Origin of the sequence: Sphingobium sp. TA15 (assembly GCF_037101235.1) — a bacterium.
GTDB classification, from domain to species: Bacteria; Pseudomonadota; Alphaproteobacteria; order Sphingomonadales; family Sphingomonadaceae; genus Sphingobium; species Sphingobium indicum.
Genome location: NZ_AP025355.1, coordinates 3,066,798 through 3,079,232, shown reverse-complemented (window position 1 = coordinate 3,079,232; position 12,435 = coordinate 3,066,798). Strand labels below are relative to the sequence as shown.

The following is a 12,435-nucleotide window of genomic DNA, read 5'->3' as shown; positions in this document are numbered from 1 at the left end:
CCCGACAACCTCTTCCACAGCTTGGCGTTCAAACCATGGTTAAGTTTGAGGAGAAGAAATTTGTCGGGTTTTAACACCATCCTTCTGAAGGCCGGGATCGCATCGGTCGCGCTGGCCGCCGCCGCCCCGGTCCTTGCCCAGGACGCCGCCGCTCCGGCCCAGTCCGCGCCTGCCCAGGCTGCGCCCGCTGCCCCGGCCGCTGGCGCCAGCAATTTCACCGACGCTGAAATCAAGCAGTTCGCCGCCGCGGCCGTGGAGGTGACGAAGATCCAGCAGGACAGCAGCATCGCCGCCGCCGACAAGCAGCCCAAGATGCTGGCGGCGCTCCAGGCGTCGGGCATCCCGCCGGAAAAGTTCAACCAGATCGGCCAGGCCGCAGCGGCTGACCCGGCGCTCCAGCAGAAGATCCAGGCCGCCGCGCCGACCTCGGCCGCCCCCGCAGCTCCAGCAGCGGGCGCTGCCCCGGCAACCCCCGCGCAATAAGCGTAAAAATTCCTCCCTACGCGAAGCGTGGGGAGGGGGACCGCCGCCGAAGGCGGTGGTGGAGGGGAAATTCGGAGGTCGCGCCCCATTCCCCTCCACCAGCCTGCGGCTGGTCCCCCTCCCCATCTACCGATGGGGAGGAATAGGGTAGGTCCGCATCCTTCCATCAGAGGGCAAATCCCTCTAGGCAACGGCCATGACCTCCCCTGTCTGGCACCCTTTCTTCCAGCACGGCTTGAACGAGCCAATCCCCCATGTCGAACGCGCGGAGGGGGCCTTGCTGCATCTGGCAGGCGGCGGCACGCTCATCGACTGCATCGCCAGTTGGTGGGTGACGACCCACGGCCATTGCCATCCCCGGATCGTGGCGGCCATCGCCGATCAGGCGGGCAAGCTCGACCAGCTCATCTTCGCAGGCTACACCCACGGCCCCGCCGAAGAAGTGGCGCAGGGCCTGGTCGACATCGCCCCCCGCGCCGCGAACCGAGACCCGCTCGCCCATGTCTTCTTCTCCGACAGCGGCTCCACGGCGGTCGAGGTGGCGCTGAAAATGGCGCTCGGCTATTGGCATAATCGCGCATTGGACGGCCTGTCCGAACCGCGCCACCGCATCCTCGTCCTCCAGCACAGCTATCATGGCGACACCATCGGGGCGATGTCGGTGGGCGAGCGCGGCGTCTATAACGCCGCCTGGTCGCCCCTGCTGTTCGACGTCGGCACCATCCCCTTCCCCCATGCGGGCCAGGAGCAGGCGACCCTCGACGCGCTGGAGGCCGCCTGCGCGCAAAAGCCCGCCGCCTTCATCGTCGAACCGCTGATCCTGGGGGCGGGGGGGATGCTGATCTATCCGGCGCATGTCCTGCGGGAGATGGCGGCGATCTGCGCCCGCCACGACGTCCTCTTCATCGCGGACGAGGTGATGACCGGCTGGGGCCGCACCGGCACGCTCTTCGCCTGCGAACAGGCAGGCGTCGTCCCGGACATCATGGCGGTGGCGAAGGGCATCACCGGCGGCGCGATTCCGCTCGCCGCGACGCTGGCCAGCCCGCCCATCTTCGAGGCGCACAGATCCACCGACCGCGCCCGCCTCTTCTACCATTCGAGCAGCTATACCGCGAACGCCATCGCCTGCGCCGCCGCCGCCGCCAACCTCGCCATCTGGCGGGAGGAGGATGTGCTGGGCCGCATCGCCGCTCTCGGCCAGGGCATGGCGCAGCGACTCGCAAGATTGGCGGAACATCCCGCCTTCGCCAACCCCCGCCAACTGGGCGTGATCGCCGCCATCGACCTGATCGCGCCGGATGCCGGTTACCTCTCCGACCTCGCCCCGCGCCTGCGCGCCTTCGCGCAAGAAAGGGGCCTCTTGCTGCGCCCGCTCGGCAACACCATCTATCTCATGCCGCCCTATTGCCTTGATGCGGATCAACTGGATCGCGTCTTCGCGGTGCTCCAAAAAGCCGGCGATGCATTCGGCGCGTCAGCCTGACTTTCTTTTTCGGCATTTTGGCGCTATGGCGGCGCGATTTTTCGGTTTCCCAGGATATTATGGCAAAAGAAGAACTGCTTGAAATGCGCGGACAGGTTGTGGAGCTTCTCCCCAACGCCATGTTCCGCGTGCGGCTTGAAAATGATCACGAGATCCTCGGCCACACCGCCGGCAAGATGCGCAAGAACCGCATCCGCGTGCTGGTGGGCGACGAAGTGCTGGTCGAACTCACCCCCTACGACCTGACCAAGGGTCGGATCACCTACCGCTTCAAATAAGCCGCCTCACGCATGCGGCTCATCCTAGCTTCTGCTTCTCCCAGACGGTGTGAACTTCTGGGTCAGATCGGCGCGTCTCCGGACGCGGTGGACCCGGCCGACCTCGACGAAACGCCCCTGAAGGGAGAACTTCCCGCCGCCTACGCCGCCCGCGTCGCCGCCGAAAAGGGGGCGTTGGTCGCGGCTCGCCACCCCGGCGCGCTGGTCCTTTCCGGCGACACGGTGGTCGCGGCGGGCCGCCGCATCCTGCCCAAGACGGAGAGCGAGGCCGAAGCGCGCCAATGCCTCCAGCTCCTCTCCGGCCGCCGCCACCGCGTGCTGAGCGCGATCACCCTGATCGACGCGGAGGGCAAGGCGCGCCACCGCCTCTCGACCAATATCGTGACCTTCAAACGCCTGGATCGCGCCGAAATCGACGCCTATCTCGCGTCGCAGGAATGGCAGGGCAAGGCAGGCGGCTATGCGATCCAGGGCCGCGCCGCAGGCCTCATCCGCGCCATCCAGGGCAGCCACAGCGCGATCATGGGCCTGCCCCTCTACGAAACCCGCGCGCTGCTCAGGGCAGCGGGCTATCCGTTGGATTGACCGAACATGGCCGAATGGCTCTATGAAGAAGGCATTGGCGAAGCCCGCGCCGCGCTGATCGAAAAGGGCCGGCTGGTCGAAGCGCAGATCGAACGGACAAGCGACGCCGCCCGCGCAGGCGCCGTCGTCCAGGCCAAGCTGATCCGCACCGTCATCCCCAGGAAGCGCGGCATCGCCCGCCTCATCTCCGGCGAGGAAGTGCTGGTCGAACCCATCCCGCCGAAGATCGCGGAGGGCGCGACCGTCCTGCTCGAAATCCTGCGCGAGGCGATCCCGGAGGAAGGCCGCGCCAAGCTCGCCAAGGCCCGCATCGCCCAGCCCGGCTCGAAGGCGCATCCCGCCCCCAGCCTGCTCCAGCGCCTGCGCGCCACCGGGCTGCCCGTCATTCCCTGTCCGGCGCATGAGGAAGACCGGTTCGAAGCCCATGGCTGGAGCGAATTGATGGAAGAGGCGATTTCCGGCGAGATCGGCACGGAGGAAGCCGCGCTGCGCATCTTTCCCACGCCCGCGATGATCCTGATCGACGTCGACGGCTCGCTCCCGCCCGCGAAGCTCGGCCCCAAGGGCGCGAAGCTGGCCGCGCAGGCGATCCGCCGCCTGGGCCTCACCGGATCGATCGGCATCGACCTGCCGACGATGAACAACAAGGACGAGCGCGCCGTCGCCTCCGCCCAGATCGACAAATATCTGCCGCTCCCCTTCGAACGCACGGCGGTCAACGGCTTCGGCTTCGTCCAGATCATCCGCCGCCGGGAACGCATGAACCTGATGGAACTGCTCCGCGCCGACCCGGTCGAGACGGCGGCGCTCGCCCTGCTGCGCCGCGCCGAACGCCACGGCAATGGCGGCCCGGCGACGATCGCCGCCGCCCCCCCGATCATCGACCGCCTGCACAAGGCGACCGGCTGGATCGAAACCCTGGCCCGCCGCCGCGGCGGCGCCATAGGGTTGAAGGCGGACGCGGCGCTGACCATATCGGCGGGCCATGTCTCCTAAAGCCACTTCCTGCCCCGTCTGTGGCCAGCCCTCGGCTCGCGAAACCCGCCCTTTCTGCGGAAAGGCCTGCCGCGACCGCGACCTGCTGCAATGGCTGGGCGAGGGTTATAGCGTCCCCGGCGCGCCCGCTTCGGACGAGATGAAAAAAAGTGGCGATGATGGGGTAGACAGCACCCCGGCCTGATGCCTATAGGCACGCCTCACCAAGCGCCCGGTGGTCCTCGCCGGCGCTCGTGCCCGGGTAGCTCAGTTGGTAGAGCATGCGACTGAAAATCGCAGTGTCGGCGGTTCGACTCCGTCCCCGGGCACCATCTGCCATCCTTGTGCCATAAGCTGGTGAAAGCGCTACGCTTCACGCTGGGGGTGGTGCAAATGAACCTCCTCCTCTCCAGTCATGGCCGCGGTTTCCATCTGCCCGGCGCTATATGCATAACATCGCCCGAGCATCTCCGGGTTGTCGCGAGCAGGTCGACCTGCAACTTGTGAGGGGCGGTAGCGCCGACCGATGGCTATGAGCCAAGTCCGCGCCAGGATGGTGGCGGCTTCAAGTCGACCCTGCTCAAAGGCGCGGCTGGCCCATGCGGCGAAGCCTGCTCCCAGCGGTCTTCCCCGAAGCTCCAGCGGATCGAGAATCGCACCCTGTCGGACCAGCCAGCGACAGACCAGCCGGCCGTTTCGCCGGATCGTGATGGGGACAGGCAATTCTACCTCATCCGGGACTTCCGCTTCATAGACTATCTCCATCGACGGTCCTTGAGCATGGCCGATCGCCATGACCGCCAGGTCCAGAAGATGGGTGCAATGACGGCGCGCGATCCCCCCGGTGTAGAAGTCGCGCCTTGGCGTGCCGATCGGCAGCCCGACCAGGGACTGAAGCTGGGCGATCGCGCCGGGGCATGCCGTGGTGGGAAGGCGGATGCCTTGGCCCGCAATGGCGGTCACGATCGAGGCGTCATGCAGGATGGAACAGCGCATTTCATGGAAATTGTCGAGGAGATGGCTGTCGACCCGATTGGGCCGCGCGCGCAGGGACACGCGACGAATGGTGGAGCCGGTCCCGTAATCCGGATTGAGTGGAAAGTTGAGCTGCCCGGGTCTCATGGCAAGGGCGCGGGCCTGCCGGCGCAGGTGCAAGATTCACGCGGCTTGTCGCGCGCTTCTTCCATCAATGCGCGCCTATGCGAAACGCGGTGGTCGCTTCGCCAGGAAGGCGGCGACTCTTTCAGGTCCTTCGGCCGCAGTTGCGCTTTTCGGGGCGTGCCAGCGTCAGCCATGCGATGCCGTCATCAATGTCGAGAGTGATGGCCGGACCGTTCATCGGGCGCCGGCCTTCTCCGCCTGCCGCCACGCCAGGCGCATGAGTTCCGGCAGTACGGCAACTCGCTCGCGCGCCTGCGCGGAGGAGGCATTGCCACGGATGACCCGGCCCTTGATGCCGTGGAAGATGGCCGCGAGCCGAAAGAAGTTGAAGGCCACGTAGAAGTCGTAACCCGGCATGTCCGCCAGACCCCTGCGCCGGCAATAGGCGGCGAGATAGGCCTCTTCATCGGCTATGCCGAGCGCAGCGGGGTCGCTCTCGCCGAGGCCGGCGACGATGTGCGGCGGCATGCGATACATCATCGCATGATAGGCGAAGTCCGCGCCCGGATGCCCCAGGGTCGAAAGCTCCCAGTCGAGCACGGCCAGCACGCGAGGCTGCGTCGGGTGGAAGATCAGATTGTCGATGCGGAAATCGCCATGGACGATGCTCGTTTCCTCGCCCGGCGGGATGTGGGCGGGGAGCCATTCCACCAGCCGGTCCATATAGGGATCGCGGCCCGCCTGCGCGTCCTCAAGATATTGGCGGGACCAGCGCGCTATCTGCCGTTCGAAATAGTTTCCCGGTCGGCCATAGTCCGCAAGGCCGGCGGCCACATGATCGATGCTGTGGAGATCGGCGATCGTCGCGTTCATCGCATCGAACAGCGCGGCTCTTTCCGGGGGAGACACGCCGGGAAGCGCGGCATCCCAGAAGATGCGGCCTTCCACCATGTCCATGACGTAGAAGATCGTGCCGATGACCGCGGGATCGGTGCACAGGCCATGGACGGCGGCGACCGGAAAGCCTGCCCGCGAGAGGGCGGCGAGCACCCTTGCCTCCCGGTCAAGCGCATGGGCGCCCTTGAGCAAGGGGCCGGGCGGTTGCTTGCGCAGGACATAGGTCTTGCCGGGCGTGAGCAGCTTGTAGGTCGGATTGGACTGCCCGCCCTTGAACTGCTCGATCGTGAGCGGCCCTGCATAGTCGGAGACATGGGCGCGCATCCAGGCGTCCAGCGCTCCCAGATCCAGCTCATAGCCGGGGCGAACGGCGGCGGTTCCGCTATTGTCTTCGACCAGGGCATTCATCGGGCGTCGCCTTCCCTCGAAATGGGCGGGGGCAGCCATTGGCCGTTCAGCATGTCGGGCTTTGGCCCATAGGCGCGGATCACGACGAAAAATGGGCCCGCCGGTGCGGGAAGCCAGTTTCCATCGGATGATGCGGCATGCTGGATGCGGATTTCGATGGAGCCGTCCTTCCGCACCTTCAGGCCCTTTGTCCGGTCGCTCACCAGATAGCGACGCAGCGGATTGGGATGGAGGGCGAAGGTCTTTGCGTCGTAGAGCGTGACGGACCAGAAGCTGTTGACGGGCGGGGGCGTTTGCAGCCGGAGCATGTAGCGCGACGACGCGCCGTCCAGCGCCGATCCATTGCGGTCCGCGAACGTGGTGTAGGAGGCATTTTCCTCCCGCACATTCGCGCCGAGGCCAGCCATGTTGATGACGGACCGGCGCAGATAATTGAAACCGTAGACGCCCTTGTTGACCTTCATCCAGCCCGTGCCGGTGGGTTCGCCCAATTGCGACTTGGCGCGTGTGAGCATGTCCAGCGCCTCCGCGTAACCGCTTTCGATGGCGGCTTGCGTGGCCGGGGTCAGCCTGTCAGGGTTGAACGGGCGGTCGTCCCCTATGCCGAGCGGTCGGAATCGCGACACAAGCGCCTCCTCGCCCGGCTGCCAGCCATTGGCCCGAAGCACATGGTCGAGCGCCCCGAAATAGCCGATAGCGCCAGGGGCGGGTGGTGGTGGCGATGCGCCGCCATGAGAATCCGCCGGCCCTTCGCCTTCCGGAGCGATGATCCTGACCGCATCCTGAAAAGCGCGCGCGGTCCGGACTTCGGCGTCGGACTGGGCGAAGGCGCGCATCAGGATCCAAAGCTGGGTCGTGGCGGCCGGATAGACCATGACCCCGGCGGGCGCGGTGCCGCGCCAGTTGCGCGGCACCAGCAGGAAGCGGCCGCCCTTGACGCCTATCGTGCGATTGCTGAGGTTGCTGGGATTGCCGAAAATATCGAAGATGTTGAGCGTGAAATATTTGAGCTGCGTGGCCGGGATGTCGATTTCGACCGGCCCCTTGCTCAGGTCGATCCACGCGGTGGAGTAAAGCGTGTCCGTATTGGGCACCTTGAACGTGGCATAGTCCGGCCCCGCAAGGTTCCTCTCATGCGCGAAGCGGTTGAACCCCGTGTAGTTGCTGGAACTTCGATCGAACACCTGCCGATAGAGTTGCTCATAGTGCAGATAGGCAGCCATGCCATAGACGGTCGCATCGAAGGCGACGGTCCGGAGCAGGGTGGCGCGATCCTTCTCGTCCCTGGGCAGCAGGTCTTCGCCATATCCGGGCTGCGAAATGGGCGCCTCTGGTGCGGCGAAGCTCGCTGGCTCGGCATGTCCAGCGGTCGAGGCAAGGAGCGGCAGGAGAACCAGCATCGGCCGCATGGCCGGCATTGATCGTCCGGCGCTCATCCCTGCGCCGCCTTCCAGTCGCGCTTGATTGTCTTGGCCAGGCTCCATTTATGGACTTCGGTCGGACCGTCATAGATGCGGAAGGCGCGGATTTCCCGGAACGCCTGCTCGACGATGGTGTCGCCGGACACGCCCGTCCCGCCCATCACCTGGACGCAGCGGTCGGCGACGCGGAAGAGCGCGTCCGAGACCGCGACCTTCGCCATGGAGCTTTCCGCCGTGCCGAGCGATCCCGTGTCGAGGACGCCCGCGCACCAGTCGATCATCCGTTCGGCCTGCTTCAGGTCGATCAGGTTGTCCGCCAGCATGAAGCCGACGCCTTCATGGTCGACCAGCGGCTTGCCGAAGGCGTGGCGGCGGCAGGCATAGTCGGTGGCGATTTCCTGCGCGCGCGTCGCGAGGCCGAGCCAGCGCATGCAGTGGGACAGGCGGGCAGGGCTGAGGCGTATCTGCGCATAGGAAAAGCCTTCTCCGCTCGCGCCCAGCATCTGGTCCGCCGGCACGCGCAGATCGATGATGTCGACTTCCGCGTGCCCGCCGGGCATCGAACTGTCGATCGTGTCGATCACGCGCACCGTCCGGATCGCCGGGTTGGGCAAGTCGACGAGGAACATGCAGGCGCCCTCGTCCGACCGGGCCATGACGATGCCCACGCGCGCCCCTTCCGCCCCGGTGATGAACTTCTTGCGGCCGTTAATGACCCAATGGTCGCCGTCGAGGCGGCAGGTCGTCTGCATCATCGACGGATCGGACCCCGCGCCGCCGGTTTCGGCAGGCTCTGTCATGAAGAAGGCGGAGCGCGCCTCGCCCCTCACCAGCGGATCGAGAAACCGGGCCTTCTGCCTGGCGCTGCCGACCTTGCCGAGCAGATACATATTGCCTTCGTCAGGCGCGGCGGTGTTGCAGGCGAGGGGGCCGAGCGGCGACAGGCCCGTCTTGATGAGGATGATGGCTGTTTCCCGCTGCGTCAGATGCGATCCGTCAGGCAGGATATGCGGGGTCAGCACGCCTGCCTCGCGCGCTTTTGCGCGCAGTTCCCCGACGAGCGCGTCTTCCGGGCCATGAAAGCCGAGGCGACTGTCCTTTTCATAGGGAATGACCAGGTTCCGGACGAAGGCTTCCACCCTTGAGGCGATGGCGGTTGCTCGCTCGGTCATTGCGCGGTGCTCCCGCCGTCGATCACGAGTTCGGCGCCCGTCATGTAGCGGGATTCGTCGCTGGCCAGGAAAAGGATGCCGTCGGCGATCTCCTCCGCCTGCCCGATCCGGCCGAGCGGGACGTCCGCCAGCAGGCTCCTGGCGATTTCCGCATCGGCATGGGCAGGCGCGGTCAGCGGCGTCGCGATGTGACCAGGGTGAATGGAGTTCGCCCGCACGCCGTTGCCGGCCGCCGCGCATTCGATAGCGGTCGCCTTGGTGAACATCCGGACGCCCCCCTTCGCCGCGCTGTAGGAGCCGGTGCCCGCGCCCGCCACGATGCCCCGAATGGAGGACATGTTGACGATCGCCCCCCGGCCGGAGGCGGCGAGCAGCGGCATCATATATTTGGTGCCTAAGAAAACACTGTCGAGATTGACGGCGATGATCGACCGCCATTGCGCCAATGTCGTGTCCGCGATCGACGCGAACTTGCCGAACCCGGCATTGTTGACGAGGATGTCGAGCGTGCCGAACCGCGTTTTCACGCGATCGGCCAGCGCGATCCATGCCTGCTCGTCGGTGACGTCCATGACCACGACCTCATGGCCATCGCCCGGCAGGGACTTGGCCGCATCCGACAGGGCATCCCCGTTGCGGTCGGACAGAATGAGTGTCGCGCCCTCCGCCGCGAAGCGCCGGGCGGTGGCGAGCCCGATGCCCGAAGCAGCGCCGGTGACGAGCGCGATCCGCCCCTGAAGCCTGCTCACGACCTTTCCTCCCCTGCGTCAGCCTTGCCCTTGCTGAGCGAAATCAGGCTGTCGAATAGCGGATTTTCCCGCGCAAGGATCGATTGCGTCCGCTGCGCGATCACCGGATCGTAACGGGTCGTGGTAAAGACGTAGAACTGGTCATTCCGGATGCCGTCGAACGCCTGCGCGGCGACTTCCTCAGGCGATGGGGCATTCTGGAACAGATTATCCGAAATCGACTGGAACTCCGCGGCTTCGGCCGGCCGCCCGTCGCTGGACCGCAGATGGGCAGGGCGGGATCGTTCGGCCTCGTAAATGCGCGTTGCGACCAGGCCGGGACACAGCATCGTGACGCCGATCGGGGCGTTCCGCTCGCGCAGGCCGGCATAGAGGGCTTCGGTGATGCGGACGACGGCATGCTTGGACGCGCCATAGACGGCGGAGCCTTCGCCGCTCACGAAGCCGGCCACGGACGCGGTGTTGAGAATATGCCCCGGCCGCCCCTCGGCCAGCATCCTGGGCACGAAGCTGCGGATGCCGTTCACCACGCCGTCCATGTTGACGCCGAACGCCCAGCGCCAGTCCTCCAGCGCATATTCCCAGACCAGCCGATGGCGGCCGCCGGGGACGACGCCAGCATTGTTGCACAGCAGGGACACCTCCCCGAAGCGCGACCATGCAAGGTCGGCCAGGGCCTGCACCGCCTCCGGATCGGCCACGTCGGTCCTCTGGAGCGCGATTGCCGGACTGTCGATGGAGGCAGCCACCGCTTCAAGGTCGGCCAGATTGATGTCGGCGAGGACCAGGTTCATCCCCTCTCGCGCCGCCAGATGGGCAAGCGCCGCGCCAATGCCGCTGCCGGCCCCCGTAATGACTGCCGTCCTGCCCTTGAAGTCCCTCATCCGGGCCTGCTCCTCTCGCATCGGCCGAATTGGGGCGGCCTTCTATAAGGGCGCGGTGTAATCGACCGTCCGGTCGGACGTCAACTCCTTATCGGCAGTTGACCGCGATCCCGAAGCGGCATAGCCATGTTCAACCGACCGGACGGTCTGTGCACTGACGGAGAGACGATGACTGATCTTCTGCCCCCGCTCGCCAGTCTTGGCCGCTTGCGCCGCGACGCCCCGAAGACCGTCGCGGGATTTCGCCGCTGGCGCGCGATCATCGATACCGACGGCGCCGTTCCTGCCAAGGTAAAGCGATTGTTCGTCGCTTGCGCCGCCACGATGAAGGGCTATCGGGAACTCGCAACGCGGGAACTGGCCGAAGCGCGGGCGGCCGGTCTCACCGAGGCGGAGGCGGGAGCGGCGATTGCAATCCTCGCGAGCGTGCGCGGCGAGGGGGCGTCGCTGCGCTTCCATGATCTTTTCCGGGAGATCTACCCCGAAGCCACCGATCCCGACTGGCCCGACGACGACATGATCGTGGAAGATGGCGCCGCGCAGGCCAATTTCCTTCAATATTTCGGCGCCATGCCCCCTTCGCTGGGCAAGCTGTTCGAGGTCAAGCCTCTGGGCGCCGACGCCTATTATCTCATGCGCGAGGGGACTTTGTCGGGGACGGCGCTGGGGCCTGTCTATGCGGAACTGCTGCTCGTCACCGTCCTCGTGGCCGACTATAGTTCATGGGCGTCCGTCCATATGAAGGGCGCGCGCACCGCCGGCGCCAGCGAGGAAGCGGTGGCCGAAGCGGTGATCTGCGCCGTGCCGACCGCCGGCCTGTCCGCCTGGGTCATCGGCGCGACCGCGATGGATGCGTGAGGCGGAAGCCTATCTGTCGCTTGGTCTATCTATAGGTACCTAAGCATCATGATCCATCGGCAGGACATTTGCTCCCGGCCCCGCCCGATGGCATGGGCGAATCATGAAACGCATCGGCCTTCTTGGCGGCTCCTTCAATCCGGCCCATGACGGGCATCGGGACATTTCCCGGTTCGCGGCCGACGCGCTGGCGCTGGATGAAGTCTGGTGGCTGGTCTCGCCGGGCAATCCGCTCAAGCCCAAGGCCGGCATGGCGCCCCTGCCCGCCCGCCTTGCCCGCGCCCGAAAAGTCGCGCGGCGCAGCCTCATCCGGCCGACGGCGATCGAGGCGCAGCTTCGCACGCGATACACCATCGACACGGTGAAAGCCTTGCGACGCCGCTATCCGCGGCATCGCTTCATCTGGCTGATGGGGGCGGACAATCTTGCCCAATTCGGCCAGTGGAGGGACTGGCGCGGTATAGCCCGGATTATGCCCATTGCCGTGATCGCCCGGCCCGGCTATGATGAGGCCGCCCGTGGCTCACCGGCCATGAGCTGGCTGCGGCGCTTCGTCCGGCCCGCACGCCAGAGTGCAGCATGGACGGATTGGAGACCGCCGGCGCTTGTGCTTCTGCGCTTTCGCCCTGATCCAAGATCGGCGACCCTGCTGCGGCAGGCAGACCCCCTCTGGCATCGCGAATATGAACACACACGCGTGCGCGACCCGCTCACGCGCCGGTTGATTGTCTAGAATGGAGCATCTTTGACCAGACCGCATCCCGCCAACGACACGGCTCATAATGCCGACAGCGTTGCCGCCCTGCACGACCTTGTCTTGAAGTCGCTTGACGACGACCAGGCGCAGGAAACCATCTCCATCCCCCTCGAAGGCAAGAGCAGCATCGCCGATCACATGGTGATCGCCAGCGGGCGTTCGTCCCGTCAGGTGGCGTCGATGGCGCAGAAGCTGGCCGAGCGGATCAAGCAGGCGACCGGGCGTTCCGCCCGCGTCGAGGGCCTGCCCGTGGCCGATTGGGTGCTGATCGACGCCGGGGACGTGATCGTCCACCTGTTCCGGCCGGAGGTGCGCAGCTTCTACAATCTGGAACGGATGTGGGGCTTCGTCGACGCGCCGGTGGCGGGAACCGCCTGACCG

General features: G+C 66.2%; 15 protein-coding genes and 1 tRNA gene. 10 read left to right on the top strand and 6 right to left on the bottom strand.

All coding sequences use genetic code 11. The annotated features are described in order from the left end of the window. The first annotated feature begins 60 nt into the window (after positions 1 to 60). From Sj15T_RS15140 to Sj15T_RS15110, 7 genes are all read left to right on the top strand, one after another. On the top strand, positions 61 to 483 hold the full coding sequence (locus Sj15T_RS15140) for a DUF4168 domain-containing protein (protein WP_013038904.1): 423 nt from the start codon (positions 61 to 63) through the stop codon (positions 481 to 483). Positions 484 to 679: 196 nt separating this feature from the next. After that, entirely contained in the window at positions 680 to 1,969 is a 1,290-nt protein-coding gene (locus Sj15T_RS15135) for an adenosylmethionine--8-amino-7-oxononanoate transaminase (protein ID WP_013038903.1), read from the top strand. Positions 1,970 to 2,028: 59 nt separating this feature from the next. Then, complete coding sequence (infA, locus tag Sj15T_RS15130; RefSeq protein ID WP_003049127.1) at positions 2,029 to 2,247, top strand: translation initiation factor IF-1; 219 nt, start codon at positions 2,029 to 2,031, stop codon at positions 2,245 to 2,247. 12 nt (positions 2,248 to 2,259) lie between these two features. Continuing rightward, a complete protein-coding gene (locus Sj15T_RS15125; protein ID WP_025160668.1) occupies positions 2,260 to 2,832 on the top strand; it encodes a nucleoside triphosphate pyrophosphatase in 573 nt (190 codons plus the stop codon). A 6-nt stretch (positions 2,833 to 2,838) separates the two neighbouring features. Then, complete coding sequence (locus tag Sj15T_RS15120; protein WP_013038900.1) at positions 2,839 to 3,828, top strand: ribonuclease; 990 nt, start codon at positions 2,839 to 2,841, stop codon at positions 3,826 to 3,828. Then, a complete protein-coding gene (yacG, locus tag Sj15T_RS15115; RefSeq protein ID WP_081440620.1) occupies positions 3,818 to 4,012 on the top strand; it encodes a DNA gyrase inhibitor YacG in 195 nt (64 codons plus the stop codon). Before Sj15T_RS15120 ends, yacG begins: the two co-directional genes overlap by 11 nt. 51 nt (positions 4,013 to 4,063) lie before the next feature. Further along, positions 4,064 to 4,139 (top strand) — tRNA-Phe (locus Sj15T_RS15110). Between the two features lie 34 nt (positions 4,140 to 4,173). Here the strand turns inward: Sj15T_RS15110 and Sj15T_RS15105 are convergent. From Sj15T_RS15105 to Sj15T_RS15080, 6 genes are all read right to left on the bottom strand, one after another. Further along, on the bottom strand, positions 4,174 to 4,962 hold the full coding sequence (locus Sj15T_RS15105; RefSeq protein WP_013038899.1) for a DUF2889 domain-containing protein: 789 nt from the start codon (positions 4,960 to 4,962) through the stop codon (positions 4,174 to 4,176). A gap of 180 nt (positions 4,963 to 5,142) precedes the next feature. After that, positions 5,143 to 6,213 (bottom strand): phosphotransferase, encoded by a 1,071-nt coding sequence (locus tag Sj15T_RS15100; RefSeq protein ID WP_013038898.1) that lies wholly within the window; start codon positions 6,211 to 6,213, stop codon positions 5,143 to 5,145. After that, on the bottom strand, positions 6,210 to 7,649 hold the full coding sequence (locus Sj15T_RS15095; RefSeq protein ID WP_013038897.1) for a DUF1254 domain-containing protein: 1,440 nt from the start codon (positions 7,647 to 7,649) through the stop codon (positions 6,210 to 6,212). Before Sj15T_RS15095 ends, Sj15T_RS15100 begins: the two co-directional genes overlap by 4 nt. Then, entirely contained in the window at positions 7,646 to 8,806 is a 1,161-nt protein-coding gene (locus Sj15T_RS15090; protein ID WP_013038896.1) for an acyl-CoA dehydrogenase family protein, read from the bottom strand. The genes Sj15T_RS15095 and Sj15T_RS15090 overlap by 4 nt, the downstream gene beginning before the upstream one ends. Continuing rightward, positions 8,803 to 9,555, bottom strand: a complete 753-nt coding sequence (locus Sj15T_RS15085; protein ID WP_013038895.1) for a glucose 1-dehydrogenase — start codon at positions 9,553 to 9,555, stop codon at positions 8,803 to 8,805. The genes Sj15T_RS15090 and Sj15T_RS15085 overlap by 4 nt, the downstream gene beginning before the upstream one ends. Next, positions 9,552 to 10,439, bottom strand: coding sequence for an SDR family NAD(P)-dependent oxidoreductase (locus Sj15T_RS15080; protein ID WP_041385627.1), 888 nt, complete (start codon positions 10,437 to 10,439; stop codon positions 9,552 to 9,554). Before Sj15T_RS15080 ends, Sj15T_RS15085 begins: the two co-directional genes overlap by 4 nt. Positions 10,440 to 10,607: 168 nt before the next feature. On the opposite strand from Sj15T_RS15080, the gene Sj15T_RS15075 reads away from it, so the two are divergent. The 3 genes from Sj15T_RS15075 (at position 10,608) to rsfS (ending at position 12,432) form a co-directional block, all read left to right on the top strand. Further along, on the top strand, positions 10,608 to 11,297 hold the full coding sequence (locus tag Sj15T_RS15075) for a carboxymuconolactone decarboxylase family protein (RefSeq protein ID WP_013038893.1): 690 nt from the start codon (positions 10,608 to 10,610) through the stop codon (positions 11,295 to 11,297). Between the two features lie 100 nt (positions 11,298 to 11,397). Further along, entirely contained in the window at positions 11,398 to 12,030 is a 633-nt protein-coding gene (locus Sj15T_RS15070) for a nicotinate-nucleotide adenylyltransferase (RefSeq protein WP_269076461.1), read from the top strand. Between the two features lie 12 nt (positions 12,031 to 12,042). After that, entirely contained in the window at positions 12,043 to 12,432 is a 390-nt protein-coding gene (gene rsfS, locus Sj15T_RS15065; RefSeq protein WP_007686701.1) for a ribosome silencing factor, read from the top strand. Positions 12,433 to 12,435: the final 3 nt, after the last annotated feature.

Excerpts from the sequence above, each read along its gene's own strand:
- Sj15T_RS15135 (WP_013038903.1), top strand. The coding sequence starts at position 680 with ATGACCTCCCCTGTCTGGCACCCTTTCTTCCAGCACGGCTTGAACGAG.
- infA (WP_003049127.1), top strand. The coding sequence starts at position 2,029 with ATGGCAAAAGAAGAACTGCTTGAAATGCGCGGACAGGTTGTGGAGCTT.
- Sj15T_RS15125 (WP_025160668.1), top strand. The coding sequence starts at position 2,260 with ATGCGGCTCATCCTAGCTTCTGCTTCTCCCAGACGGTGTGAACTTCTG.
- Sj15T_RS15120 (WP_013038900.1), top strand. The coding sequence starts at position 2,839 with ATGGCCGAATGGCTCTATGAAGAAGGCATTGGCGAAGCCCGCGCCGCG.
- yacG (WP_081440620.1), top strand. The coding sequence starts at position 3,818 with ATGTCTCCTAAAGCCACTTCCTGCCCCGTCTGTGGCCAGCCCTCGGCT.
- Sj15T_RS15100 (WP_013038898.1), bottom strand. The coding sequence starts at position 6,213 with ATGAATGCCCTGGTCGAAGACAATAGCGGAACCGCCGCCGTTCGCCCC.
- Sj15T_RS15095 (WP_013038897.1), bottom strand. The coding sequence starts at position 7,649 with ATGAGCGCCGGACGATCAATGCCGGCCATGCGGCCGATGCTGGTTCTC.
- Sj15T_RS15090 (WP_013038896.1), bottom strand. The coding sequence starts at position 8,806 with ATGACCGAGCGAGCAACCGCCATCGCCTCAAGGGTGGAAGCCTTCGTC.
- Sj15T_RS15080 (WP_041385627.1), bottom strand. The coding sequence starts at position 10,439 with ATGAGGGACTTCAAGGGCAGGACGGCAGTCATTACGGGGGCCGGCAGC.
- Sj15T_RS15075 (WP_013038893.1), top strand. The coding sequence starts at position 10,608 with ATGACTGATCTTCTGCCCCCGCTCGCCAGTCTTGGCCGCTTGCGCCGC.